We start from the raw sequence: 23351 nt of genomic DNA on the forward strand, positions 1-23351 counted from the left end.
GGTCACAGACCGATTGGCATTCTCTCTCAAGACAGCTGTCTCAGTGAACGCGAGGAAACTTTGAAACGGCCGTGAAATCCGGTAGAATGGTAGAATTCTAGCTACCTGGGTAGAACGTGGTGTCGCGACATGAGTCTCAACATAAAAGATCCCGAAGCACATCGCCTTGCTCAGGCGATCGCCCTTGCCACCGGGCAGAGTATGAGCCGTGTTGTGACCGATGCTCTGCGCGAGCGGTACGCGCAGCTTGAAAAGCAGAATGGCAAGGCTTCCGTCGACGAGCTTTTGATGATCGCAAACCGGGCCGCAGCGCTTCTGAAGCAGCCTTACGCCGATCACGCCGAGCTTCTCTATGACCAAGACGGCCTGCCGAAATGATTGTCGACACATCAGCCATGGTTGCAATCTTCTACGGCGAACCGGAAGCTGCCGGCTTCACGCGACTGATCCACGACGCTGCAGTCACGCGGATCAGCGTCGCTAACCTTGTCGAGCTCTCCATGGTAATCGAAAAGCAGCTCGGCTCGGAGGGAATGAGGCAGGTCGAGGCTTTCTTCCGCCGCGCGGCAATCAGCGTTGAGCCAGTGACGGTCGAGCAAGGCAATCTGGCGCGGCAGGCCTTTCTCGATTTCGGCAAGGGCAGGCATAGAGCTGCACTGAACTTTGGCGACTGCTTTGCCTACGCCCTCGCCAAAGATCTCGATGAACCGCTGCTATTCAAGGGCAAAGACTTCACGGAGACGGACATTCGCTCGGCAGCGTAGTGCTGCGATGAACGGATTTTTGGCCCCAGCATGGAAGGACAAGCATGGCTGAGCACAGTCAGTTGCAGGGTATCCGCCGGCTGCGCGGCGGCTGCATGTGTGGTGCGGTGTCCTACGAAATCGCCGATCGCTTCCTCTATGCGATGAACTGCCACTGTTCGAAATGCCGCCGCACCACGGGCTCGGCCTTCAAGCCGATCGCCGGTGTCGCGGGCGAGGACTTTGCCGTGACAGCAGGTTCGGACGCTCTGTTTCGCCACGGCGATCCTGAGGGCATCCATGACATGCACTGTCACACCTGCGGCTCCCTCGTCTATTCTTGGATCGCCGAAAACGGCAGCGTGAAGGTCCATATTCCCATGGGAACGCTCATCGACCCACCCTCAATGAAACCCTCGATGCACATCTTCGTCGGCTCGAAGGCGCCCTGGTACGAGATACTCGACGACCTCCCGCAATTCGATGGCTTTCCGGATTGAAGAATGGAAAAGCCCAAGGCGGCTTCGCTCGTTGAGCTCCCGCCGCTTCTTGCAAACGGCGGGGGATTGCTTCGAGGAGGTGGATCGTCCGTCAGGGAATGAGTGCTGCGAGTAGATCAGTCTGGCCGAAGATCAAAACGATTGCCACAACAGCAATCGCAAAAGGACCTTTGGCCACCATTTCAGCAGCAGCAATCTTCAATCGAAACTCATTCTGGGGTTCTTTCATTCAGAGCCTTTCGTTGCACCTTTCCACACCGAGTCATTTCGATGATGCTTAAGTGTCCCCGACAGGACAGTGGAAAGGCAAGAGGCTCCAAGGTTTTCCACGCTCCGACCAGATCTCTACAGTTTGCCGGAACTGCCGCGCGTCACTTTGAGGACCAGCTCTGGCCCCCAAACGAAAAAAGGTCCGCCCGGAGGCGGACCAGGGGATTGGCCTTTGGCATGGCCGGGAGGAACTTATTCGGCCGCTGTGACAGAGGCCGGGAGATCGAGGGTGCGCCAGTCGATGCGCCGTTCCAGCGCCTGACCATTGGCGTCGAAAAGATGGCAGTCGGCAGCCATGATACCCGTCGTCATGGGCTGCTCGGCTCGCACCGGAGCAGACCCTGGAAGCAGGGCGCAATAGGGTTCACCATTCGGCAGTGCGGCATAGGCAATCGTGTTGATGCCCAAGCGCTCGATGACGGAAGGCGTCACCATGATGTTGATGTCGCCATCGCTGAGACGCGTGTGTTCGGGGCGAATGCCGAGCGTCAGCGTCTGGCCGACAAGATCTGGGCGCCCATCGACTGGGATCATCGCCGTCTGGCCTTCATAGGAAATCGTCACGCCGATCGCGTCGACGCCGACACAGGTGACCGGCACGAAATTCATCTTCGGATTGCCGATGAAGCCGGCGACAAAGGTGTTCTGCGGCTTGTGATAGAGCTCGAGCGGCGCGCCCACCTGGGCAATGTTGCCGGCGTTCAGCACGACAATCCGGTCGGCCATGGTCATGGCCTCGACCTGGTCGTGCGTGACGTAGATCATCGTCGCTGCAAGGTCGCGATGCAGCTTTGTGAGTTCGATGCGCATGTCGGAGCGCAGGGCCGCATCGAGGTTGGAGAGCGGCTCGTCGAAAAGGAAGATCTTCGGTTCGCGCACGATCGCACGGCCGATCGCGACACGCTGGCGCTGGCCGCCGGAAAGCTGGCCGGGACGCTGCTGCAGGCGCTGATCGAGCTGCAGGATCTTGGCAACAGCGCCGACCTTCTCGCGGATCTGCTCCTCCGGGAGCTTCTCGACGCGCAGTGGAAAGGCGATGTTCTCGAAGACCGACATATGCGGGTAGAGTGCGTAGGACTGGAAGACCATGGCAATGCCGCGCTCGACCGGCGGCCTGTCATTGACGCGCTCGCCGTCGATCACGATGTCACCATCCGTCGTGTCGTCGAGGCCCGCGATCATGCGCAAAAGCGTGGACTTGCCGCAGCCCGACGGCCCGACGAAAACGACGAACTCGCCGTCCTTCACCTCGAGATCGACACCCTTGATGACCTCGAAATGCCCGTACGACTTGCGCACCTTTTTCAGAAATAGCTGACCCACGACCCTCAGTCTCCATTGCCGTTCCCTCAAAGGACCGGCCAAATCCGCTTGATGAAATCCGCGGGCCGATCCCGGCCCGCGGAGCCTCGGTTGCCCGAGATTACTTGTACTGCTCGAGATCGGCAGCAGCCTTCTTCAGCGCGTCAGCAGGCTCAGCCTTGCCGGTAACGACAGACTGGACCAGTTCGATCATGACGTTCTGGAAGCCCTTGTAATCGGTGAACAGCGGCTCCGGACCACCATATTCGATGCCGTCGATGAACGGCTTCCAGAAGGGCTCATTGGCGACGAACTGGTCGACAACAGCACCCGGTCGCAGCGGGGTGAGGCCAGCGCCGCCCTGGAGCTCGTATTCATGCTGGATATCGGTTGAGGTGATGTACTTGGCGAACTCGATCGCCTTTTCCTCGACGCCCGAACCCGAGAAGATCGCGAGGCTGTCGGTGATCAGCAGTGTGCCTTCACCCTGGGCCGACGGACCGCGCGGCAGCGGGGCAACACCCCAATTGATCTGGGTGTCCTTGAGGCGATAGGCAGCGCCCGAACCGGCCTGGATCATGCCGACCTTGCCATCGAGGAAGATGGCGCGGATTTCGTTCTGCTCATAGGCAGTCGCACCTTCAACGGAGTAAGGCGTGATGTCCTTGTAGGCCTGAAGGGCGGCGAGGACTTCCGGGCTGTCGATGACGATGTCGTCGCCGTCGATGACCTTGCCGTTGTTCGTGTAAACCCAGTGCATGAACTGGTGCATGGTGTTGTCGAAGGTCTTGGCCGGCAGACCGTAACCGGCGATGCCGGTCTTTTCCTTGATCTGCTTGGCGAATTCGATTTCTTCGGCCCAGGTCTTCGGCGGGGTTTCCGGGTCGAGGCCGGCCTGCTTGAAGAGGTCCTTGTTCCAGTAGAGTGCCTTGGTCGAGAAGGCGATCGGAACGCCCCACTGCGTGTCGTCAAACGTGACGGTGTCGACGATGTTCGGGTAGTAGGAGGCCTTCTCCTCATCCGTCATCGGAACCGGAACGATCAGCTCGTTCTGGGCGAATTCCTTTAGCGTGCGCGAGCCGACATAGGCCATGGCAACCGGCGTGCCTGCGACGGCGAGCGTGGTCGCCTTGTCCTGGCACTGCTCCCAGCCGACGACTTCTGGCTTGACCTTCCAGCCTTCGTTCTTGCCTTCCCATTCGGCGATATACTTCTGATGGATCGGATCGATCACATCACCGCAATAGATCCAGCTGATTTCCTGGTCCGCGGCAAGCGTGGTGAGCGCCGAGCCTGCGAGCAGGGCAAACGAGCCTGCGAGCATGGTCAGTTTTCTTGTCATCGGTAGTTCCCCTTTGTTGACAGGTTGAAAGCGTCCGGTTGGCCCGAATTTGATTGGCAGCCCTTACTTCACCGCGCCGGCGGTCAGGCCGCTGACGAGGTAGCGCTGCAGGAAGAAGATCACGATCATGGCGGGTGCGATGCCGACGAAGCTCGCCGCCATCAGCTCGTTCCAGATGACCTCCTGGCGACCGAAATAGGCGAACAACCCGATCGGCAGCGGCATGTATTCGGTCTTGGAATTGAAGGTGAGGGCAAAGATGAACTGCTGGGCATAGGCGCCGATGAAGGTGGTGATGGCAACGACGGCGATACCCGGCATGGCGAGGGGCAAAACGACTCGGCGGAAGGTGTAGAAGTAGCTGGCCCCATCGACATAGGCCGCCTCTTCCAGCTCCCGCGGAATGCGTAGCATGTAGGTGCGCAGCAGCCAGATGGCGGTCGGAATGAGGAAGGCCACACCAGGCACGATCATGGCGAAATAGGTGTTGAGCACGCCCATCGTCCGCATCAGCCGGAAGAGCGGAATGAGCAGGACGGCACCCGAGAACATGTTGACCGCGAGGAACGCTCCGAGCAACTGGCCACGGCCTTTGAACTCGAAACGAGCGAAGGCATAGGAAGCCGGCACCACGAGCAGAAGCACGATAAGCGTCGCAATCGTCGAGATGAAGAACGAGTTGAAGATGTAGCGGGCAAAGCCCGGCACGCTGTCCCACATCGTGAAGTAGGCAGCGAACGAACCGTTTTCCGGCCAGAAGCGATAGGGTGAAGAGAAGAGCTGGCTGAGCGGCTTCAGCGAAACCAGGAAACCTTCGACGAAGGGCGCCAGAACGAAGGTCAGGAACACCGCGATCCCGGCATAGATGCCGACCAGTTCGTACCAGCGATAGCGGTTGATCAGGGCTGTCTTGTCGTAGCTCATCGCGCATGCTCCTGCGAAAGACGGCTGGTCACGCGGAAATAGGCGACGCAGAAGATCGACAGGAAGATGCAGATCAGAACTGCGCGGGCCGCCCCCTCGCCATACTTCTTGGAGCCAATCGCCGTGTGGTAGGTGTCGATGATCATGGTGGTCGTTTCGCCGCTCGGGCCACCACGCGTCAGGATCCAGATGATGTCGAAGGAGTTGAAGGTCGAGATCAGCGAAATCATCGACATGGTAATCATCGCCGGCAGGATCAGCGGCAGGGTAATGCGGCGGAAGCGGTAGAAGCGGCCGGCACCATCGGTCCATGCGGCCTCGTAGAGATCCTGCGGGATCGCTTGCATGGCAGCCAGCATATAGAGCGTCACCATCGGCACGCCGATCCACACATCGGTGATGATGGTCGCCCAGAAGGCGGTGGAGCCATAGGCGAGAAAGGCGACCGGACCATCGACCACACCAGTGCGCTGGAGCACGCCGGAGATCATGCCGAACTGGCCGTTATACATCCAGCCCCACATGAAGATGCCGATCGCCATCGGTACAATCCAAGGCGGCATGGTGAGCACACGGAAGAGCGTGCGGCCGGGCACGGCCGTGTTCAGCATGGCCGCCCCGAAGGTTCCGATGATCATCTTGATCGCCACCGAGAAGAAGGTCCAGATGAAGGTCCTGACGATGACGGTGGCAAATGTGTCGTTGAAGATCTTCTCGTAATTAGTCCAGCCGACCCAGTTCGTCGTCCTGCGCAGAGACGCATCAGTAAACGAGAGAATGAAGGTATCGACAAGCGGATAGGCGACGATGGCCGTGATGTAGAGAAGAGCCGGCGCGATCAGCAGCCAGGCGAAGATGATGGCGCTTTGGCGAGCTTGCATCCGACCGCTCCTTCAAGCCGACCGAACGCGGGATGAGCTATCCGACGCGCCGTGCAGGCAGGCATCAAACTTCTCCCAGACCGGCTTGAGGTCCACGACTTTGCGCCCGAGACGGGCCTCGTCCATGGCAAGCGCCAGAATGCCGGCTTCCAGTGCATCGATTGCGGATACGGGCTGCTTTGCACCCGTCTGCACGAAGGCGATGACATCTTCGGCCATCTGCTCGTCCGCACCATAGTGCTGCGACAGTGAGGACGGCGCTTTGTAGGTATTGGCAACCACCTTTTCATTGGTGCGCGCATCATGCACATCCATGAAACCGCGGACGAAATCGCCTTCCGCCATGCCCTTGGAACCGATCACGCAGAAGCGGCGGAACTCGTCGGGCACATTGAGATTGGTATGGAAGGTCATCGACACGCCGTTCTCGTATTCGACGATCGCGGTCTGGAAATCGATGATGTCGCCATCGCTGTCGAACACCTTGTCGGAGCCCTGCCAACCGCTCGGCTTTCGGTGATAGACGTTGAGATCGTTGACGCCGGAAGCCTCGGGCGCGTTCTCCGGCACGAAGCTCTTGCGGCCGCCGAAGCTTGCAACGAAGCGCGGGCGGGCACCGACGACACCGTTGTAAAGGTCGAGGTCGTGGCAGCACTTTTCCAGCATGAAGCCGCCAGCATAACGGCCATAACGACGCCAGTCGCGCATGAAGAAAGCGCCGTGATAGGGCTGGATATGCTCCGACGCCTCGATCGAGACGACATTACCGAGCCGTCCCTCTTCCTGCGCCTTGCGCAAATCACGATAGAGCGGGGAATAACGCAGCACCAGACCGACCAGCAGGCGATCATGGCCGTATGTGTTGAGCAGAGAGGCAAGCGCATAGCTTTCCTCGATGCTGGTGACGATCGGCTTTTCGGTGAAAACGGTCAGACCAGCCTCAAGGCCGAGACGTATATGATCGAGATGCAGGTGGTTCGGCGACCCGATCATCAGAAGATCGAAAGCCTCGCCGGCGATCAGAGCCTCGGGCGTCTCATAGGCCTTGCCGGGAGAGATACCATGCTCGTCGAGCGTCGCCATGCCGGCTGGCGCCGGATCGACATAACCAACGATCTCGAAAGTCGGGTCGATCTCCTTGAACACCCGACCCAGATATCCAAGACGGAATCCGAGTCCGATAATGGCGACCTTCATGATGCATTCCCCTGGTTTCGTAATTATTTTTCGCAGACTGCGTCAAAAATCCAACATCGTCAACACAGGAAGCGAAATTCCCACGCCAGATGAAAATAGTTTTCACATCAGTCGTCGATATTGGATGAGGAGCGAAAAATCACCGTCCTTCAGCACCGCACATTCCAGCTTCGCGGCAAAAGGAAAGGCTTTTTGATTGGCCCCTCTCCAATCGTTAATTTAAGATACCAAAACTAGTCCAATCGTAAAGCCAGAACCCTCAGAATCTGAGGATAAATCTTGCAAACGGCTGTTTTGGCGATGAAATTTCTGCGCTTCCCCATCATTGAACATGCTCTTTTCAAAACCATTTGCGAAATAGGTTTCGGGTTGGTATTGTTTTTGTAAGGCCAGTGGGGGACAGAAACATGCCGATATTGATGACGGGTTGCACATCATCCCTCCGCTTGCGGAAGATCGACCACAAGGCCAGAGGAACCGCATGAGCACGCCCCTTCCCCTGGAACAGCTTCAATCGGTTCGCGGCGGTCCGCTTTACGTCAAGCTCCGCAAGATGATTGAGGATGCCGTAGCCTCCGGTCGCCTCAAGCATGGCGACGCGCTGCCGGCGGAACGCGACATAGCGGAAGCCGCCGATATCAGCCGCGTCACCGTCCGCAAAGCCATCGACGAACTCGTGGAGGAGGGCCTGCTCGTCCGCCGACGCGGCTCCGGCACATTCGTCGTAAAACCCGTCCCGCGCATGCAGCAGCCTCTCAGCCAGCTGACCTCCTTTACCGAAGACATGCGCCGACGCGGAATGGTCGCAGGCTCCCGCTGGCTGAGCCGCGGGCTGTTTTATCCGACGGCCGAGGAAACCATGATGCTCGGTCTCGTTGGTGGCGCGCGCGTCGCTCGCATCGACCGTTTGAGAACCGCCAACGACATGCCGATCGCGCTCGAACGGACCAGCCTGCCGGACGATCTGCTGCCGGATCCGGATAAGATTGAGGACTCGCTTTATCTCTGCCTGCTCGATGCCGGCATCCGGCCCGTCCGTGCCAACCAGCGGATCTCCGCTGTCCTCCTCAAGGACGAGGAAACCAAACTGCTTGGCGTTCCTCCCGGCTCGGCGGCATTGTCGGTGCAGCGCATCGCCTATCTCGAAACCGGCCGCGTGATGGAAATGTCGCGCGCGCTTTATCGCAGCGACGCCTATGACCTGGTTGCCGAACTCGGCATAGGCTCGCCCATGAAGCCTCAAGACTGAAAGTTTGCCCGATGACCACAAAGATGCGTGAGGAGATCGACGAGATCCCCGCAGCCGCCGCCCGATTGCTGGAAAGCTCCAGAACCGTGATATCAGAGGCGGCAAACGCACTGCGCGCCAAGGATCCGGGCGTTGTCGTGACCATTGCCCGAGGCTCATCCGATCATGCGGCGCACTTCCTGAAATATGCGATCGAGCTGCAGATGGGCCTGCCGGTCGCCTCGCTCGGCCCCTCGCTCGCCTCGATCTACGAAACGCCGATGAAGCTCGGCAAGGCTGCCGCCTTTGCCGTCTCCCAGTCCGGCGCAAGCCCAGATATCGTTGCTATGGCGAGAGGCGCAAGGGATGGCGGTGCGACTACGGTAAGCCTGGTCAACACACTCCCCTCCCCGCTCGCCGATGCCGCGACCTTCGCCATCGACATCAAGGCCGGCCCGGAGATTGCGGTCGCCGCCACCAAATCCTTTGTCAATTCGATCGTAGCGGGCCTGGCAATCCTGGCAAGCTGGAGCCGGGACGAGGCGCTGACCCGCGCCGTGGATGCCCTGCCCGAGCATTTTGAAAAGGCACTCGCTCTCGACTGGAGCGCCCTGCTCGAACCGCTGAAGTCGGCCGAGTCGCTCTACATGCTCGGTCGCGGCCCGGCACTTGCCATCGCCGCGGAAGCAGCGCTCAAGTGCAAGGAGACTTGCGAACTGCATGCGGAAGCCTATTCCTCCGCAGAAGTCCTGCATGGTCCTGTCTCGATCGTCGGCCGTGACTTCCCCGTCGTCGCCTTTGCCGCCCGCGACAAGGCCGAGGCCTCGATCGCCGGCACCATTTCCAAGCTCGCGGCCAGCAACGCTACCTGCTTCATCACCTCGGATCAGGCAACGGCCGGTCATAAACTGCCCTTCGTCGCGACGGGACATCCGATCACGGATGCGCTGGCCCTGATCGTTCCCTATTATGGCTTTATCGAATCCCTCTCCCGTGCCCGCGGCTTCAATCCCGACAAGCCGGTCGCACTGAAGAAAGTTACCGAGACACAATGACGTCAGCCTTCGCCATCACAGCAAGCCGCATCTTCGATGGGCACCAGTTCCACGAAGATGCAGCCCTCCTGGTCGAAAACGGCCGGGTAAAGGCTGTTCTCGCCAGAGCCGACTTGCCCGCGGGCATTGCCAAGCAGGATATGGGCGATGCGCTGATTGCCCCCGGCTTCATCGACCTGCAGGTGAATGGCGGCGGCGGTGTGCTGTTCAACAACGACCCGACTGTGACCGGTATCCGCACGATCTGCGAGGCCCATGCCCGCTTTGGCACAACAGCCCTCATGGTCACGCTGATCACCGATGCGCCCGAGATCAAGCGCGAGGCGATCACTGCCGGCGAGGCAGCAGCCAAGGTGGGCGAGCTGGGTTATCTCGGCCTGCATCTTGAGGGACCACACCTCTCGATCGCCCGCAAGGGCACCCATGATCCGGCCCTGATCCGCCCGATGGCGCAAGTCGATCTCGACTATCTCGTCGAACAGGCGAGGCGTTTCGGTATCCCGATGATCACCGTCGCGCCGGAGAGCGTCACACCGGATCAGGTGAAGCGCCTGGTGGAGGCGGGATACCGCGTCAGCCTCGGTCATACCGACACGAGCTGCGCCAGCGTCGAGGCCTATGTCGCGGCGGGCGCCACGCTCGTCACCCATCTCTTCAATGCCATGAGCCCACTCGGCAATCGCGAGCCCGGCCTCGTGGGTGCTGCCCTCACCTCGCCGGTCCTGCATTGCGGCCTGATCGCTGACGGCTTCCATGTCGATCCGGTCACCATGAAGATCGCGCTCGCTGCCAAGACAGGCCCCGCCCACATCTTCCTCGTGACCGATGCCATGTCGACCATTGGCTCTGATGAGACAAGCTTCGACCTGAACGGCCGGACCGTCTACCGCCGCGACGGGCGCCTGACTCTTGCCGATGGAACGCTGGCCGGCGCCGACATCGACATGCTCTCCTGTGTTCGTTACGTGCACGAAAAGCTGGGACAGCCGCTGGAGGAAGCGCTGCGCATGGCATCGCTCTATCCCGCTGAGGCCATTGGTGCCAAGACCAAGGGAAGCTTGGCCCCAGGCCAGGATGCCGACTTCATCGTGCTGAGCCCTGATCTCGACATCCACTCGACCTGGATTTCAGGCGCCTGCGTCCATGCAGCCGACACGGCGCCGAGCAGGGCCTTCGCATGATCGTCTGCTTCGACATCGGCGGCACCGCCATCAAGGGTGCGCTGGCAACGAGCCCGGAAGACATCCGTCCCTTCCCGCGGCAGCCGACGCCCATCCACGATTTCGACGCCTTCGTCGCCACACTCGCCTCCGTGATCGCGGAAGCCGAAGCAAGCGCCGGTGGGCGACCCGCCTGCATTGCGATCTCGATCGCCGGCGTCATCGATCCGGATACGGCGAACGCCGTTGTTGCCAATATCCCCTGCATCCATGGCCGGCCTCTGCAGGCCGATCTCGAAGCCGCCCTCGGCCTGCCGGTCATTGTCGCCAATGATGCCGATTGTTTCGTGCTGGCCGAAGCCGGCATTGGCGCGGCACGCGGCCATCGGGTCGTGTTCGGCGTCATCCTCGGCACCGGCGTCGGCGGCGGCCTCGTCATCGATGGGAAACTGATCAACGAGAGTGGTTTTGCCGGCGAATGGGGCCATGGGCCGATCCAGCCAACCGAAGCCGGCACGCCTCCGATGCATGTGCCACGCTTCCAGTGCGGCTGCGGTCAGATCGGCTGTATCGACGCGATCTGCAGCGCGCGAGGGCTGGAAAAGCTGCACAAGCATATTCACGCCGAACAGCTGACCAGCGAAGAGATCATCGCAAACTGGCAGAAGGGCGACGCCAAGGCCGAACGCACCATCGACGTCTATGTCGATATCCTCACCGATGCGCTGTCGATGGTGGTCAATGTCACCGGAACCACCATCCTGCCCGTCGGCGGCGGCCTCTCCAATGTTCCGGAACTGCTGACCCGGATCGATAAGGCCTTGAGAGCACGCATCCTGCGCAAGTTCGACAATCCGATCGTCGTTCCCGCCGCCTGCCGAGTTGAGCCGGGTCTCATCGGCGCTGCCATCCTTGGCCTCGACTTCGCCAAAAGCCCCAAGGGAGACTGACGTGGCCGCCGACATGCTCGTAAAACTCTACGAACTTGAGGCTGACCCAGCCCTTGAGCAGCGCATGGCGACCCAGGGCGTGACCATCCGGCGCGCGCTTGTGCCAGAATTGCAGGGGATCTGCGCCTGGATCGAGCCCCGCTTCGGCGCCGGCTGGGCGTCCGAAGCGACGGCGGCAATCATGCGCCAGCCGGTCACCTGCTGGATTGCCCATGAGGGCGAGACGCTGCTTGGTTTTGCCTGTCATGAAGCAACAATGAAGGGCTTCTTCGGCCCGACCGGCGTCGACGAGGTAGCCCGCGGTCGCGGCATCGGCCATGCCCTCTTGATCCGCACACTGCTCGACATGCGCGACCAGGGTTATGGCTATGCGATCATTGGCGGCGCGGGGCCCATGGGCTTTTATGAAAAGAGCGTCGGCGCCATCGCCATCCCCGGCTCGTCGCCCGGTATCTACAGAGATATGCTGCCGCTTGCCGCACCGTCAGGCATGGCGGACTGACGCGCCTCAGCCGAGTTCCAGCGTCGTAATCGCATACACGCCTGTCTTCTGCACGGATGGCGGTTCGCCGCGATACATGCGCGCTGTTTTGAACCCCGGCTTGAAGCCGAGGCGGCCGAGCAGGTAGCGAAAACCGTCCTGATAGTCAGGCACATCCAGATGCACTTCCTCGCCCGTGAGGTTTGCGAGACAGACCTTCAGCAGATCCTCCGCCGTTCGCCCATCCATGGCAAACAGCGGCCCGATCTTGTAGCCGCTGAGGCAGGGTCGCATCACGGCATAGCCGGCCAACACTCCCTGCCGGCGGCAGAGGAAGGCACGGCGCGGCGGCTTGAGCCAGCCTGGAAGGAAGTCTGTTCTCGGCGCGGGAGAGAAAGCCCGATCAAGCGCTAGGATATCGGGGGTGTCATCTTCCGTGACCGCCTCACACCGTGCGAAGCTAGCAGGCAAAGCCGGCATGCGCTCGATGCTCCAGCGCACGGTGTCATAGGCGGGCGCAAAACCCATGCGGCCATAATTCGCCTGCTGCTCGACAACCCCGTCGAGGCCGATGACGCGATCCCCGAGATGCGCCATGCCCGCATCCCAGACGCGCCGCCCGAGCCCTCTACCCCGAAAATCCGGATGGCAGATATAAAGCCCGATGAAGCCGAATCCGTCGCCGTAGCGCACGGCCGAGATCCCGGCAGCCAAACGCCCCTCGACAAAACAGCCGAGGTAGCCTTTGGGATCGGCTGCACGGAAGGCTGCGGCATCGCCATACCCCGGGTTCCAGCCTTCAAGCGCCGCCCACTCGACGAGGTCCTCGACTTCACCAGCCGTCAGGACCCGGATTTGCGCGTCCTCTGCCAAGCTCATACTCCCATGGCAGCAGGAGAGAAACGGGCGAGATCCCCGTGATAGGTCTTGGAGACGGGCGTTGCATAGGCGCCGCGTTTGGCGGTCGACAGGCCCTGAGCGACAAGGCTCTCTGCCTGTTTGACGGCCGCCGCCACGCCGTCGACGATGGGCACGCCGAACTCCTGCCGGAGTGCTGCCGTCAGATCCGCCATGCCCGCGCAGCCGAGCACGATCGCCTCAGCCCTGTCGTCCTTGAGCGCCGCCGAGATTTCGCTCCGAAGACGATCGCGGGCATTGGAGTTCGGGTCCTCCAGCGAAAGCACCGGCACATCCGCCGCCCGCACCTTGCATCGGCTACCCATGCCGTAGCGATGCACGAGATGTTCGACCGGCAGTCGCGAGCGTTCCATGGTGGTCACGACGGAAAAGCGCTGGGCAATGAAGGAGGTCGCCGAAAGGGCAGCCTCGCAGATGCCGACGACGGGGATACCGGCCAGCGCCCGGGCTGCATCCAGCCCGGTATCGTCGAAACAGGCAATGACGATCGCATCTGCCCCTTCCCGCTCTGTCTTGGCGATTTCCACCAGCAGGCCGGGCACCGCGAAGACCTCGTCATAGTAGCCCTCGATCGAGACCGGCCCCATCGACGAGGTGATTGCCACGATTTCGGTCTCGGCATTGGCGACCCGCCGCGCAGCATCGGCGATGGTCGCAGTCATGCTGACGGTCGTATTCGGATTGATGACGGCAATTTTCATGCGATTACGCCCGCCCCCGGCGGCGGTTCATGGCCATGATGAGCCCAAGCGTTCCCGCAATCACCAGGAAGGAGAAGAGCGTCGTCACCGTGCCGAGCGCATAAAGCACCGGCGTCGTGACATTGGTCGTCATGCCGTAGATCTCGAGCGGCAGCGTGTTGTAGGTGCCCGAGGTCATCAGCGTGCGGGCGAATTCGTCATAGGAGAGCGTGAAGCCGAAGAGCCCGACCCCGATCAGCGGCGGTGCGATCATCGGCAGCACCACATGCCGGAAGGTCTGCCAGGAGGTGGCACCCAGATCGCGTGCGGCTTCTTCATAAGCGGGCGAAAAGCGATTGAAGATCGCGAACATGATCAGCACGCCGAAGGGCAGCGTCCAGGTGAGATGCGCTCCGAAGCCGGATGTGTACCAGGCAGGCTGGAAACCAAGCTGGCTGAACAAGACGCCGATGCCGAGCGAAATGATGATCGAGGGCACGACGAGGCTGGCAACCGAGAGATAGAAGAGCGCCGTCGCCCCGGGGAACTTGCGGCGGAAGGCAAGGCCCGCCAGAAGTGACACGACAACCGTCACCACCATGACCATCACGCCGAGCGCAAACGAGCGCCGGAACGAACCGCCGAAATCACCGACAGCCTGCTGTTCGAACAGGTTGGCGAACCAGCGCAGCGAGACCCCGTTCAGCGGAAAGGTCAACCCGCCATTCGGCCCCTGGAAAGAGAGGATCACGATTGCCGACAAGGGGCCGTAGAGGAAGAGCACAAAGAGGGTGAAGAAGATGGCGAGCACGTAGAACTCGCGCGACCGTTTCTCGGTGTTCATCTCAAAGCTCCTTCCGGATATCGACGACGCGGAGAATGGCCGCGACCATCAGCAGCACCAGTGCCAAGAGCACGACGGCGTTGGCGGCGGCTGCCGGATATTGCAGCAGCGACATCTGGTTCTTCATCATCAGCGCGACGGACGCGCTCTGTCCGCCGGACATGACCTGCACGGTGGAGAAATCGGCCATGACGAGGGTCACCACGAAGATCGTGCCGATCGCCATGCCGGGCTTCGACAAGGGGATGATGACATTGGTCAGGATCTGCCAGCCACTGGCGCCGGCATCACGCGCCGCTTCGAGCAGCGACCGGTCGATGCGCATCATCGTGTTGAAGATCGGGGTGACCATGAACAGCGTGTAAAGGTGCACCATGGCAAGCACGACGGCGAAATCGGAATAGAGCAGCCACTCGATTGGCTGCGGCACGATGCCGGCATTCACCAGCGCCGTATTGATCAACCCGTTTCGCCCGAGCACCGGGATCCACGAAATCATCCGAATGATGTTGGATGTCAGAAAGGGCACGGTGCAGACGAGGAACAGCACGCCCTGCATGGTGGATGTTCGCACATGAAAAGCCAAGAAATAGGCGACCCAAAAGCCGACAAAAAGCGTGATCGCCCAGACGATGAAGGCGAATTTCAACGTGTTGAAATAGATTTTCCAGGTGACCCAGGACCCGAGCGTCTCGGTGTAGTTGAAGGTGACGAAGTCGGGATACATCTGGGCGAAGTCATAGTCCCAGAAGGAAACAGTCCCGATCATCAGGATCGGCAGCAGCAGGAAGCAACCGAGGATCAGTATCAGCGGCGTCGCCTGCAGATAGGAGACAAGCCCGAGCGGCACACGGATCACGCGCTTCGGCTTCGGCTCGCCGCCCCCCAGAAATCGGACTTCCACCATGATCTTTGGTCTCCTGTCGCTGCAAAAAAATCAGACAGAGAGAGTCGCCCCTCGTCCGGCTGCCGCCATCTTCTCCCCGCATGCGGGGAGAAGGCACTTGTGGCGCGGTCGGCGGCTCGCCCCCTTCTCCCCGCTTGCGGGGAGAAGGTCCCGGCAGGGGGATGAGGGGCGAGCGCGGCTAGAAGATCAAGCCGCGATGAATTCGTTCCAGCGGCGGACCATGTAGCGGTCTTCGTCCATGACGGAGTTCCAGCAGGCGACCTTGCCCATGCGCTCCTCGAAGGAGCCGCCGTCTCGAACCGCGCCGGCCTTCTCCATGACGGCACCTTCCGGAGACATGATGTCGCCGGCCGCGGCCTTGCCCTCGATCCAGTAACCCCACTCGTCGGCGGACATGAATTCCTTCGCGGTTTCCATGCAGGCGGAGTAGTAGCCCTGACGGTTGAGGTAGCCGCCGACCCAACCCGACGTGTACCAGTTGATGTATTCATAGGCCGCATCGAGCTGCGCGCCGGTGAGGTGGGCGGCAAGGCCGAGACCACCGCCCCACGAGCGATAGCCTTCCTTGAGCGGCTGATACTTGCAGGCGATGCCCTTCGAGCGCACGGCGGCAACGGCCGGCGACCACATCGACTGGATGACGACTTCGCCAGAGGCCATCAGGTTGACCGACTCGTCGAACGACTTCCAAAAGGCGCGGAACTGGCCGTCCTGCTTGGCCTTGATCAGGAATTCGATCGTCGTGTCGATCTCCTCCTTCGTCATGTTGCCCTTGTCGGCATATTTGATGATACCCATGGCTTCGCAGATCATCGCGGCATCCATGATGCCAATGCTGGGTATGTTGAGGATCGAGGTCTTGCCCTTGAATGCCGGGTCCATGATGTCGGCCCAGGAGGTGATCTCGCGGCCAACCAGATCCGGGCGGATGCCGAGCGTGTCGGCATTGTAGATGGTCGGCATCATCGTGAAGAGTTCGGTCTCGCCGGATGCAAAGGTCTTGGCATCCTTACTTTCGACATAACCGACGGTATGCGGGGCAGTACCCTGCGCGATCACGTTATCGGGCAGCAGCTTGCCGTTCTTGAACAGCGGAACGACCTTGTCGTAGAACTTGAGCTTCGAGGTTTCCATCGGCTGGATGACGCCTGTCGGATAGACCTTCTTCAGGATCCAGTATTCGATGTCGGCGATGTCGTAGGAGTTCGGCTGGGTCACGGCGCGCTGGGCTGCGGCGTCGGAATCGGTCGCCGTCATCTCAAGCGTGATGCCGAGGTCTTCTTTGCACTTCTGGGCAATCGCATTGATGTTCGACACGCCCGTGCCGAACTGGCGAAGCGTGATCGGGTTCTGCGCCCAGATCGTCGGGAAGCCGGTGATCGCGCCCGACCCGGCGGCGAGGCCGGCAGCGGCCGATGCGGTCTTCAGGAACGTGCGGCGGGATACGCCCTTCTTGGTCTTGCTGCTGTCTGACATTGCGCTGTTCTCCTGGTTTATTGGTTTGGTTTCACTTCACGATGCGTCCAAGGACGATCGAATCCGGCTGATCCCATGACAGGGTGACGCCTTCCCCGACGCGAACCGGAGAGGCAAAGAAGGCCGCGTCCGAAAGCACGGCGGTGAATTCGTCGGTGAAAGCGGTGGTGACGGTCAGCTTCACCTTGGCGCCGAGATATTCGACATTCGACACAATACCGTCGAAGCCGAGACCATCGGCCGGCACGCCGCCGATGCGCACATGGTCCGTCCGGATGGCGATGTCGGCCTGGTCATCTTTGACCGGCGCGGCGCCGAGCGCGAAGAACCTCCCGCCACCGATCACCTCGATGAAGAGACCCTCGGCCGTGCGTTCGACGATGCGCCCGGACAGGACGTTATGGTCTCCCATGAAGCGGGCGACAAAGGCGGTCGCTGGACGCTCGAAGACGGCGCGTGGCGTCGCTGCCTGTTCGATACGTCCCTCGTTCATCACGACGATGAGATCGGCGAGCGCCATCGCCTCTTCCTGGCTGTGAGTCACATGCACGAAAGTGATGCCGAGGGAGGTCTGCAGTTTCTTCAGTTCGGCGCGCATGCGGATCTTGAGGAACGGATCGAGCGCCGAGAGGGGTTCGTCGAGCAGCAAAGCCTCGGGCCTTGTGATCAGGGCACGCGCCAGCGCCACGCGCTGCTGCTGACCACCGGAGAGCTGGGCCGGACGACGCTCGGCATAGGGCTCGAGCTGCATCAGCTTGAGCATCTCCAGCGCCTGCGCACGGCGCGTCTCCTTGTCGACACCCTTCATCTTCAGGCTGAACGCAACATTGTCGACAAGATCAAGATGGGGGAACAACGCATAGGACTGGAACATCATCGCCGTGCCACGTCTTGCTGGCGGCAGATCCGTCACGTTTGAATTGCCGAAGAGCACATCGCCGGATGACACGCTTTCATGCCCGGCGACCATTCTAAGCGTCGATGTCTTGCCACAACCAGAGGGTCCGAGCAGGCAGCAATAAGTGCCGGCCGGAATCTTGAGGCTGATGGCATGAACTGCAGTCGCAGCACCGTAAACCTTGGTCACGGCAGCAAGTTCGATCTCGGCGGCTTTCGTCATGACGGCTCCTTCGTCTCGTCAGGGACGATGCATAAGCCGTGCCAGTTCCGCGCCTCGCCGCTAAGTGCTTGAATCCCATGAGGGCAATTGTTGCAGCGCAAAAGGAATGAGCAACTGACACGAATGCATGCACAGCAATTAATCGATTGCCGTCAACTTACGATCCAAATTGTATGCAATCTTACGGAGACTTGGTGTCGGATAGATCTTTCGCAAGTTCGATCTGCGGGCTACAAGACTATCAGACACCGGATGATCCCATGACCGCCAACAGCTCACTCCGCAGGCAACTTGACCCCAATCTCGAAGACCGCGCCCGCGCGATCCGCGACGCCTTACGTGACGCGATCGTCGACCGACGCCTAGCCCCCGGCACAAAGCTCTCCGAAGCCGAAGTCGGCACGCTTTTCGACGTCAGCCGGACGGTCGTGCGCGACGCGTTGCAGATGCTGGCCTTCGAGGGATTGGTGAAAACGGAGCGAAATCGGGGTGCCTTCGTATCCAATCCGAGCACGGAAGAAGCACGCCAGGTCTTCGCATCGCGCCGACTGATCGAGGCCGGCATCATTGCGGCCGCTGCCGAGCGCATCACGTCATCAGATATCGCAGCCCTGCGCGAACACCTGAAGGAAGAGGCGCGATACCGCACCGAACGCGGCGCGAATGCAAGACGCGCCGAGATCAAGGCATCGGGCGATTTCCACCTCATGCTGGCCAAGGTGGCTGGCAATCAGGTGCTGGAAAAATTCATGGACGAGCTCGTCGCCCGCTCATCCCTCGTCATCGCGCTTTATGGCCGCACAGGCATTTCCAGCTGCGGACATGACGAGCACGACGAAATCCTGAATGCGCTGGAAAAGGGCGACGCTAAAAAGGCGACCCATCTCATGCTGCATCACATCGATCACATCGAGGCCGATCTCGATCTCACCATGGCCGAAGCCCGCACGCTCAAGGACGCGCTCGCCCTCTGACCTCGTCGTTTCGAGCGGGTCTTAAGACCATGTCAGCCGGATCGCTGCGCGACCTTGCGATCGTGCTCGATTGTTTCGAGCATGGCGGCTCTCGCTCCGGCTTCGTCGCCATATTCGATCCGGTTGACCAGCAACCGGTGTTTCTCGAGGAGCGCATCCAGAAGGCATGGATCCGGCGCCGCCATCAGCGCCTTGTAGGCCAGCGCATGGGCCAGCTCGATGACGCCGTATAGCGCCCGCACGAAAGGATTGTGAGCCGAGTCGGCGATGATGCGGTGCAGTTCGAAATCGGCGAGCGCGAAATTCTGAAGCGAACCGAGCGAGGTCTCCATCTGGTGGATCCAGTAGAGCATCAGGCGGATCTGGTCGGCGGTACGGCGCCGTGCCACTTCGGCCGCGGCCTGCGGCTCCAGCGAGCGGCGCACCTCGTGCAGACCCGACAGGAACTCGGCATCGACAGGGGCTTCCAGATGCCAGGCCAGAACCTGCGGATCATAAAGGCTCCAGCGGCTCTTCTTGGCGACCTTAGTGCCCACTTTCGGGCGGGCTTCGAGCAGCCCCTTGGCCTCCAAAGTCTTCAAGGCCTCGCGCAACACCGTGCGCGAGACCTCGAATTCCTCCATCAATTCGGCATCGTTCGGCAAAGTGGTGCCGATCGGATAACGGCCGGAGATAACCCCGGCCCCGATTTCGTTGATCACATGCGAATGGTAGTTACGCGCCGTCGACCGCCCGGACAGGGAGCGAAGAAGGCTCCCCGGCTCACTCATGCAGGGGCCTTCTTCAGGCGCGTACGCCCGGTCTGCGCGGTAAACACCAGCTTCTGAAGCAAGATGAACATGAACAGCAGGAACCCGATGGCGATTTTAGTCCACCAGCTGGAGAGCGTCCCATCGAAGACGATGTAAGTCTGGACAAGGCCCTGCAGCATGACCCCGATCAGGGTTCCGAAGATGAAACCATAACCGCCCGTCAACAGGGTTCCGCCTATCACCACGGCTGCAATCGAGTCAAGTTCGATGCCGACCGCCGCCAGCGGGTAGCCCGCCGAAGTGTAAAGCGAGTAGACGATCCCGGCGAGCCCGCCCAGGAAGGACGACAGGGCATAGATGCCGATGGTCACTTGCCCGGTCGGAACGCCCATCAGCGAGGCCGAATTGGCATTGCCGCCGATCGCATAGACATAGGAGCCGAACCGCGTCTTGTGGGCGATGAACCCGAAGACGATGAAGGTGGCGAGCATCAAGAGACCGATGAAGCTCAGGCGCCCACCACCGGGCAGTCGATAGTATAGGCTGGAAATCGTCCGGTAGAACTCGTGATCGATCGGGATGGAATCCTGGCTGAGCACCGAGGCCATGCCGCGCGCCAGGAACATGCCCGCCAGCGTCACGATGAAGGGCGGCACCTGCAGGAAGTGGATGACCGCCCCCATGGATGCCCCGAAGGCTGCGGCCAGAACCAGAACGATCGCAAAGACCGCCATGGGATGCAGGCCGACCCAGGAAATGAGGATGGCCGTAATGACGCCTGTCAGGCCGATCACGGCACCGACGGAGAGATCGATGCCGCCGGAAATGATGACGAAGGTCGCTCCGACGGCAGCGATGCCGAGAAAGGCGTTGTCGGTCAGAAAGTTGCCGAAGACGCGCGTTGACCACATGCCCGGATATTGGAAGATGCAGATGGCATAGGCGATCACGAAGATGAGGGTGGTCGCGGCGAGAGGGCGATAACGCGGATTCATCGTGCCTGTCCCGAAGTTTGGGTCTTGGTCTGGGTCGGTGTCGTGGCGGGTGCCTGACGCGGGCCGAATTTGCGCCCGAGCACTTGGGCGATCCGGGCCGATTGCAACACCAGGATGATGATGATCATGCCCGCCTTGACGATCAGGTTGAATTCCGGCGGAAAGCCCGAGACCAGAACACCCGTGTTCATCGCCTGGATGATGATTGCGCCGAGCACCGACATCGGGATCGAGAAGCGCCCACCGAGCAGCGATGTGCCGCCGATGACGACCGCGAGGATGGCGTCGAGTTCGAGCCAAAGGCCGGCATTGTTGGCATCGGCCCCACGAATATCGGCAGCGGCGATGATGCCCGCGGTAGCAGCGCAGAAGCCGCCGAAGGCGTAGATGGCGAGGATGACGACCTTGCTGCGCAGACCGGTATAGTTGGCGGCCGACAGATTGATGCCGATGGCTTCGATGAACAGGCCGATGGCTGTCCGGCGCATCACGAAATGCGCGACCACCATCAGCACGATGGCAATGACAGCCGGCATAGGCAGACCGAACAGATTGCCGGTCCCGACGAAAATCAGCGCCTGATCGGAGAAAGTGACGATCGAGCCCTCGGTGATCAGCTGCGCCACTCCTCGTCCGGCCACCATCAGCACCAGTGTTGCAACGAAGGGCTGGATACCGAGATAGGCGACCAGAATACCGTTCCACAGACCGCACAGGATCCCGACGGCAAGCGCTGCCGCGAGCGTCACGATCAGCGGCTGACCGGCGACGGCCGAGGTCGCAGCCACAGCTCCGGCAACCGCCATCACGGCACCGACCGAGAGGTCAACGCCTTTGGTGGCAATGATCGCGGTCATGCCGATCGCCAGGATTGCCACCGGCGCACCACGATTGATGACGTCGATCAGGCTGCCGAACAGCCGGCCATCCTGCCAGGTCACATTGAAGAAGCCGGGAAAGACCAGCCAGTTAAAAAACAGCACGCCGGCAAGAGCCAGAAGCTGTGGGGAAATGATGCGGGACATGGAAAGCCTTTTCATGCCTCGGCCTCCGCCGGCTGGGCGGCAATGGTCTGGACGATGACACCCGGGGTGATGTCGGCGCCATGCAGTTCGGCGACCATCTTGCGGTCACGCATGACGACGACACGCGAGGAATAACTGACGATTTCGTCGAGCTCGGACGAGATGACGACCAGCGCGAGGCCGTCTTCGCGCAACCGGCTGATCATGCGCACGATTTCGGCATGAGCGCCGACATCGATGCCGCGCGTCGGCTCGTCGAGAATGAGGAACCGCGGATCGGTAGCAAGCCAGCGGGCAAGGATCACCTTCTGCTGGTTGCCGCCGGAGAGAAGCTTGACGGGAAGCTCGGCAGACGCCGTGCGGATGTCGAGCGCCTCGATGAAATTGCCGGCGATCTCCAGCTGTTCGTCGCGGTTGAGCGCCTTGAACCAGCCGAGCCGGGCCTGCATGGCAATCACGATGTTCTCGCGCACCGAGAGGTCGCCGAAGATCCCGTCGATCTTGCGATCCTCAGGGCAGAAGCCGAAACCGAGCTCGACCGCCTCGCGCGGATTGCGCACCTGGCGGCTTGAACTGTCGATCTTGATCGAGCCGCTGTCGGCCTGGTCGATGCCGAACATCAGCCGCGCCATCTCGGTACGACCCGAGCCGAGCAGACCCGCGACACCGACGACTTCGCCGCGATGGATCTTGAGATCGAAGGGCTGCACGCTGTTCGAGAGACCGAAGTTCTCGAATTCCATCAGCGTCTCGCCGACTTCAGCCTCTTCACCGAGAACATCGGGGTGATGGAATGCCAGGTCCTTGCCGAGCATCATGCGCACCAGGCTGGTGCGGTCGAGCGAGGCAATCGCCTGGGTGCCGACGAGACGTCCGTTGCGCAGGACCGTCACGCGGTCCGAGAGCTCGAAGACCTGGTCGAGGAAGTGGGTAATGAAGACAATCGCGAGACCACGGTCGCGCAGCTGCCGGACGATGCTAAACAGCTTTTCGACCTCGGACCGGTCGAGACTGGCAGTCGGCTCGTCGAGGATCAGCACCTTGCCGGAGAGCTCGACGGCACGGGCGATCGCAATGATCTGCTGGACGGCGACGGAGAATGTCGAAAGCTCCGCCTTCACGTCGATGTCGAGGCCGTAGGTCGCCAGGATCTCGCGCGATTCCCGCTCCATACGACGTTTGTCGACCAAACCAAGGCGGTTGGTCGGCTGCCGGCCAATGAACAGATTGTCGACGACGGTCATATTCGGCAGGAGATTGACCTCCTGATAGACCGTACCGATGCCGAGCGTCTGGGCCTGCTGCGGCGTCGTGAAATTCACAGGCTCGCCATCGACGGTGATGGTCCCGCCATCCGGGATATAGGCACCGGTCAGGATCTTGATCAGCGTGGATTTACCGGCACCGTTTTCGCCGAGAAGCGCATGCACTTCGCCGCGATGAAACGCGATATCGACAGCGTCGAGCGCCGTATGATTGCCGAATGTCTTGGTGATGCCCGCCGCCGCAAGCACGATCGATGAATGCTCGGTCATATGCCTCTTCCCCCACTCCCACGAAGCTAGCCCACGACGATGCCGCGAGAAAGCGACAGAGACCCCGCCACCAGGGAGGGCGGGGTCTCTGC

25 protein-coding genes are annotated in these 23351 nt (G+C 61.0%); 9 read left to right on the top strand and 16 right to left on the bottom strand.

The window, feature by feature from the left end; all coding sequences use genetic code 11:
• Positions 1-129: 129 nt before the first annotated feature.
• From ACQKP1_RS17225 to ACQKP1_RS17235, 3 genes are read left to right on the top strand one after another with little or no spacing between them, the layout of a single operon-like run.
• Positions 130-378 (top strand): type II toxin-antitoxin system VapB family antitoxin, encoded by a 249-nt coding sequence (locus ACQKP1_RS17225; RefSeq protein WP_203017848.1) that lies wholly within the window; start codon positions 130-132, stop codon positions 376-378.
• Entirely contained in the window at positions 375-764 is a 390-nt protein-coding gene (locus ACQKP1_RS17230; RefSeq protein WP_427276189.1) for a type II toxin-antitoxin system VapC family toxin, read from the top strand. The genes ACQKP1_RS17225 and ACQKP1_RS17230 overlap by 4 nt, the downstream gene beginning before the upstream one ends.
• Before the next feature lie 44 nt (positions 765-808).
• On the top strand, positions 809-1243 hold the full coding sequence (locus ACQKP1_RS17235) for a GFA family protein (protein ID WP_427276190.1): 435 nt from the start codon (positions 809-811) through the stop codon (positions 1241-1243).
• Positions 1244-1334: 91 nt separating this feature from the next.
• On the opposite strand, the gene ACQKP1_RS17240 is transcribed toward ACQKP1_RS17235, so the two are convergent.
• The 6 genes from ACQKP1_RS17240 to ACQKP1_RS17265 form a co-directional block, all read right to left on the bottom strand.
• Entirely contained in the window at positions 1335-1472 is a 138-nt protein-coding gene (locus ACQKP1_RS17240; RefSeq protein ID WP_203017850.1) for a hypothetical protein, read from the bottom strand.
• A 233-nt stretch (positions 1473-1705) separates the two neighbouring features.
• Entirely contained in the window at positions 1706-2836 is a 1131-nt protein-coding gene (locus tag ACQKP1_RS17245) for an ABC transporter ATP-binding protein (protein WP_203017851.1), read from the bottom strand.
• Positions 2837-2936: 100 nt separating this feature from the next.
• Positions 2937-4139, bottom strand: coding sequence for an ABC transporter substrate-binding protein (locus ACQKP1_RS17250; protein ID WP_427276476.1), 1203 nt, complete (start codon positions 4137-4139; stop codon positions 2937-2939).
• 81 nt (positions 4140-4220) lie between these two features.
• Positions 4221-5081, bottom strand: a complete 861-nt coding sequence (locus tag ACQKP1_RS17255; protein ID WP_427276191.1) for a carbohydrate ABC transporter permease — start codon at positions 5079-5081, stop codon at positions 4221-4223.
• A complete protein-coding gene (locus ACQKP1_RS17260; RefSeq protein WP_203017854.1) occupies positions 5078-5962 on the bottom strand; it encodes a carbohydrate ABC transporter permease in 885 nt (294 codons plus the stop codon). Before ACQKP1_RS17260 ends, ACQKP1_RS17255 begins: the two co-directional genes overlap by 4 nt.
• A 12-nt stretch (positions 5963-5974) precedes the next feature.
• Positions 5975-7159 (bottom strand): Gfo/Idh/MocA family protein, encoded by a 1185-nt coding sequence (locus tag ACQKP1_RS17265; RefSeq protein ID WP_427276192.1) that lies wholly within the window; start codon positions 7157-7159, stop codon positions 5975-5977.
• 481 nt (positions 7160-7640) lie between these two features.
• Here ACQKP1_RS17265 and ACQKP1_RS17270 point away from each other — a divergent pair, with 481 nt between their 5' ends.
• From ACQKP1_RS17270 to ACQKP1_RS17290, 5 genes are read left to right on the top strand one after another with little or no spacing between them, the layout of a single operon-like run.
• Positions 7641-8408 carry a GntR family transcriptional regulator gene (locus ACQKP1_RS17270; protein WP_203017858.1) on the top strand — a complete coding sequence of 256 codons (768 nt, stop codon included), beginning with the start codon at positions 7641-7643 and terminating at the stop codon, positions 8406-8408.
• Positions 8409-8419: 11 nt separating this feature from the next.
• A complete protein-coding gene (locus ACQKP1_RS17275) occupies positions 8420-9442 on the top strand; it encodes an SIS domain-containing protein (protein ID WP_427276193.1) in 1023 nt (340 codons plus the stop codon).
• Complete coding sequence (gene nagA / locus ACQKP1_RS17280; RefSeq protein WP_427276194.1) at positions 9439-10623, top strand: N-acetylglucosamine-6-phosphate deacetylase; 1185 nt, start codon at positions 9439-9441, stop codon at positions 10621-10623. Before ACQKP1_RS17275 ends, nagA begins: the two co-directional genes overlap by 4 nt.
• Entirely contained in the window at positions 10620-11552 is a 933-nt protein-coding gene (locus ACQKP1_RS17285) for an ROK family protein (RefSeq protein ID WP_427276195.1), read from the top strand. The genes nagA and ACQKP1_RS17285 overlap by 4 nt, the downstream gene beginning before the upstream one ends.
• 13 nt (positions 11553-11565) lie before the next feature.
• Positions 11566-12054: a GNAT family N-acetyltransferase gene (locus tag ACQKP1_RS17290; protein ID WP_427276477.1), complete on the top strand. Its 489-nt coding sequence runs from the start codon at positions 11566-11568 to the stop codon at positions 12052-12054.
• A 6-nt stretch (positions 12055-12060) separates the two neighbouring features.
• Here ACQKP1_RS17290 and ACQKP1_RS17295 read toward each other — a convergent pair whose 3' ends face one another.
• The 6 genes from ACQKP1_RS17295 to ACQKP1_RS17320 all read right to left on the bottom strand — a co-directional run bounded on the left by ACQKP1_RS17295 (position 12061) and on the right by ACQKP1_RS17320 (position 17978).
• Positions 12061-12912 carry a GNAT family N-acetyltransferase gene (locus tag ACQKP1_RS17295; protein ID WP_427276196.1) on the bottom strand — a complete coding sequence of 284 codons (852 nt, stop codon included), beginning with the start codon at positions 12910-12912 and terminating at the stop codon, positions 12061-12063.
• Positions 12909-13652: an aspartate/glutamate racemase family protein gene (locus ACQKP1_RS17300; protein WP_427276197.1), complete on the bottom strand. Its 744-nt coding sequence runs from the start codon at positions 13650-13652 to the stop codon at positions 12909-12911. The genes ACQKP1_RS17295 and ACQKP1_RS17300 overlap by 4 nt, the downstream gene beginning before the upstream one ends.
• Positions 13653-13656: 4 nt before the next feature.
• On the bottom strand, positions 13657-14475 hold the full coding sequence (locus tag ACQKP1_RS17305) for an ABC transporter permease (protein WP_427276198.1): 819 nt from the start codon (positions 14473-14475) through the stop codon (positions 13657-13659).
• Position 14476: 1 nt separating this feature from the next.
• Positions 14477-15382 (bottom strand): ABC transporter permease, encoded by a 906-nt coding sequence (locus tag ACQKP1_RS17310; protein ID WP_427276199.1) that lies wholly within the window; start codon positions 15380-15382, stop codon positions 14477-14479.
• Positions 15383-15568: 186 nt separating this feature from the next.
• On the bottom strand, positions 15569-16858 hold the full coding sequence (locus tag ACQKP1_RS17315; protein WP_427276200.1) for an ABC transporter substrate-binding protein: 1290 nt from the start codon (positions 16856-16858) through the stop codon (positions 15569-15571).
• A 31-nt stretch (positions 16859-16889) separates the two neighbouring features.
• The gene (locus ACQKP1_RS17320; RefSeq protein WP_427276201.1) at positions 16890-17978 is read right to left on the bottom strand and encodes an ABC transporter ATP-binding protein; all 1089 of its coding nucleotides are present in this window, start codon (positions 17976-17978) and stop codon (positions 16890-16892) included.
• Between the two features lie 260 nt (positions 17979-18238).
• Here ACQKP1_RS17320 and ACQKP1_RS17325 point away from each other — a divergent pair, with 260 nt between their 5' ends.
• A complete protein-coding gene (locus tag ACQKP1_RS17325) occupies positions 18239-18952 on the top strand; it encodes a GntR family transcriptional regulator (protein WP_427276202.1) in 714 nt (237 codons plus the stop codon).
• A gap of 32 nt (positions 18953-18984) precedes the next feature.
• On the opposite strand, the gene ACQKP1_RS17330 is transcribed toward ACQKP1_RS17325, so the two are convergent.
• Genes ACQKP1_RS17330 through ACQKP1_RS17345 form a run of 4 tightly spaced genes read right to left on the bottom strand, consistent with a single transcriptional unit; the run spans position 18985 to position 23259 of the window.
• On the bottom strand, positions 18985-19722 hold the full coding sequence (locus ACQKP1_RS17330) for a FadR/GntR family transcriptional regulator (RefSeq protein WP_006724778.1): 738 nt from the start codon (positions 19720-19722) through the stop codon (positions 18985-18987).
• Positions 19719-20699, bottom strand: coding sequence for a galactofuranose ABC transporter, permease protein YjfF (gene yjfF, locus ACQKP1_RS17335; protein ID WP_427276203.1), 981 nt, complete (start codon positions 20697-20699; stop codon positions 19719-19721). Before yjfF ends, ACQKP1_RS17330 begins: the two co-directional genes overlap by 4 nt.
• A complete protein-coding gene (locus tag ACQKP1_RS17340) occupies positions 20696-21739 on the bottom strand; it encodes an ABC transporter permease (protein WP_427276204.1) in 1044 nt (347 codons plus the stop codon). The genes yjfF and ACQKP1_RS17340 overlap by 4 nt, the downstream gene beginning before the upstream one ends.
• Positions 21736-23259 (bottom strand): sugar ABC transporter ATP-binding protein, encoded by a 1524-nt coding sequence (locus ACQKP1_RS17345; RefSeq protein WP_427276205.1) that lies wholly within the window; start codon positions 23257-23259, stop codon positions 21736-21738. Before ACQKP1_RS17345 ends, ACQKP1_RS17340 begins: the two co-directional genes overlap by 4 nt.
• Positions 23260-23351 lie beyond the last annotated feature (92 nt).

Source organism: Allorhizobium sp. NPDC080224, assembly GCF_050281005.1.
In the GTDB taxonomy this organism is placed as follows: Bacteria; Pseudomonadota; Alphaproteobacteria; order Rhizobiales; family Rhizobiaceae; genus Allorhizobium.

Excerpts from the sequence above, each read along its gene's own strand:
- ACQKP1_RS17285 (WP_427276195.1), top strand. The coding sequence starts at position 10,620 with ATGATCGTCTGCTTCGACATCGGCGGCACCGCCATCAAGGGTGCGCTG.
- nagA (WP_427276194.1), top strand. The coding sequence starts at position 9,439 with ATGACGTCAGCCTTCGCCATCACAGCAAGCCGCATCTTCGATGGGCAC.
- ACQKP1_RS17300 (WP_427276197.1), bottom strand. The coding sequence starts at position 13,652 with ATGAAAATTGCCGTCATCAATCCGAATACGACCGTCAGCATGACTGCG.
- ACQKP1_RS17255 (WP_427276191.1), bottom strand. The coding sequence starts at position 5,081 with ATGAGCTACGACAAGACAGCCCTGATCAACCGCTATCGCTGGTACGAA.
- ACQKP1_RS17305 (WP_427276198.1), bottom strand. The coding sequence starts at position 14,475 with ATGAACACCGAGAAACGGTCGCGCGAGTTCTACGTGCTCGCCATCTTC.
- ACQKP1_RS17315 (WP_427276200.1), bottom strand. The coding sequence starts at position 16,858 with ATGTCAGACAGCAGCAAGACCAAGAAGGGCGTATCCCGCCGCACGTTC.
- ACQKP1_RS17320 (WP_427276201.1), bottom strand. The coding sequence starts at position 17,978 with ATGACGAAAGCCGCCGAGATCGAACTTGCTGCCGTGACCAAGGTTTAC.
- ACQKP1_RS17340 (WP_427276204.1), bottom strand. The coding sequence starts at position 21,739 with ATGAAAAGGCTTTCCATGTCCCGCATCATTTCCCCACAGCTTCTGGCT.
- ACQKP1_RS17235 (WP_427276190.1), top strand. The coding sequence starts at position 809 with ATGGCTGAGCACAGTCAGTTGCAGGGTATCCGCCGGCTGCGCGGCGGC.
- ACQKP1_RS17230 (WP_427276189.1), top strand. The coding sequence starts at position 375 with ATGATTGTCGACACATCAGCCATGGTTGCAATCTTCTACGGCGAACCG.
- ACQKP1_RS17250 (WP_427276476.1), bottom strand. The coding sequence starts at position 4,139 with ATGCTCGCAGGCTCGTTTGCCCTGCTCGCAGGCTCGGCGCTCACCACG.
- ACQKP1_RS17325 (WP_427276202.1), top strand. The coding sequence starts at position 18,239 with ATGACCGCCAACAGCTCACTCCGCAGGCAACTTGACCCCAATCTCGAA.
- ACQKP1_RS17275 (WP_427276193.1), top strand. The coding sequence starts at position 8,420 with ATGACCACAAAGATGCGTGAGGAGATCGACGAGATCCCCGCAGCCGCC.
- ACQKP1_RS17260 (WP_203017854.1), bottom strand. The coding sequence starts at position 5,962 with ATGCAAGCTCGCCAAAGCGCCATCATCTTCGCCTGGCTGCTGATCGCG.
- ACQKP1_RS17225 (WP_203017848.1), top strand. The coding sequence starts at position 130 with ATGAGTCTCAACATAAAAGATCCCGAAGCACATCGCCTTGCTCAGGCG.
- yjfF (WP_427276203.1), bottom strand. The coding sequence starts at position 20,699 with ATGAATCCGCGTTATCGCCCTCTCGCCGCGACCACCCTCATCTTCGTG.
- ACQKP1_RS17265 (WP_427276192.1), bottom strand. The coding sequence starts at position 7,159 with ATGAAGGTCGCCATTATCGGACTCGGATTCCGTCTTGGATATCTGGGT.
- ACQKP1_RS17345 (WP_427276205.1), bottom strand. The coding sequence starts at position 23,259 with ATGACCGAGCATTCATCGATCGTGCTTGCGGCGGCGGGCATCACCAAG.
- ACQKP1_RS17290 (WP_427276477.1), top strand. The coding sequence starts at position 11,566 with ATGCTCGTAAAACTCTACGAACTTGAGGCTGACCCAGCCCTTGAGCAG.
- ACQKP1_RS17270 (WP_203017858.1), top strand. The coding sequence starts at position 7,641 with ATGAGCACGCCCCTTCCCCTGGAACAGCTTCAATCGGTTCGCGGCGGT.
- ACQKP1_RS17295 (WP_427276196.1), bottom strand. The coding sequence starts at position 12,912 with ATGAGCTTGGCAGAGGACGCGCAAATCCGGGTCCTGACGGCTGGTGAA.
- ACQKP1_RS17310 (WP_427276199.1), bottom strand. The coding sequence starts at position 15,382 with ATGGTGGAAGTCCGATTTCTGGGGGGCGGCGAGCCGAAGCCGAAGCGC.
- ACQKP1_RS17240 (WP_203017850.1), bottom strand. The coding sequence starts at position 1,472 with ATGAAAGAACCCCAGAATGAGTTTCGATTGAAGATTGCTGCTGCTGAA.
- ACQKP1_RS17330 (WP_006724778.1), bottom strand. The coding sequence starts at position 19,722 with ATGAGTGAGCCGGGGAGCCTTCTTCGCTCCCTGTCCGGGCGGTCGACG.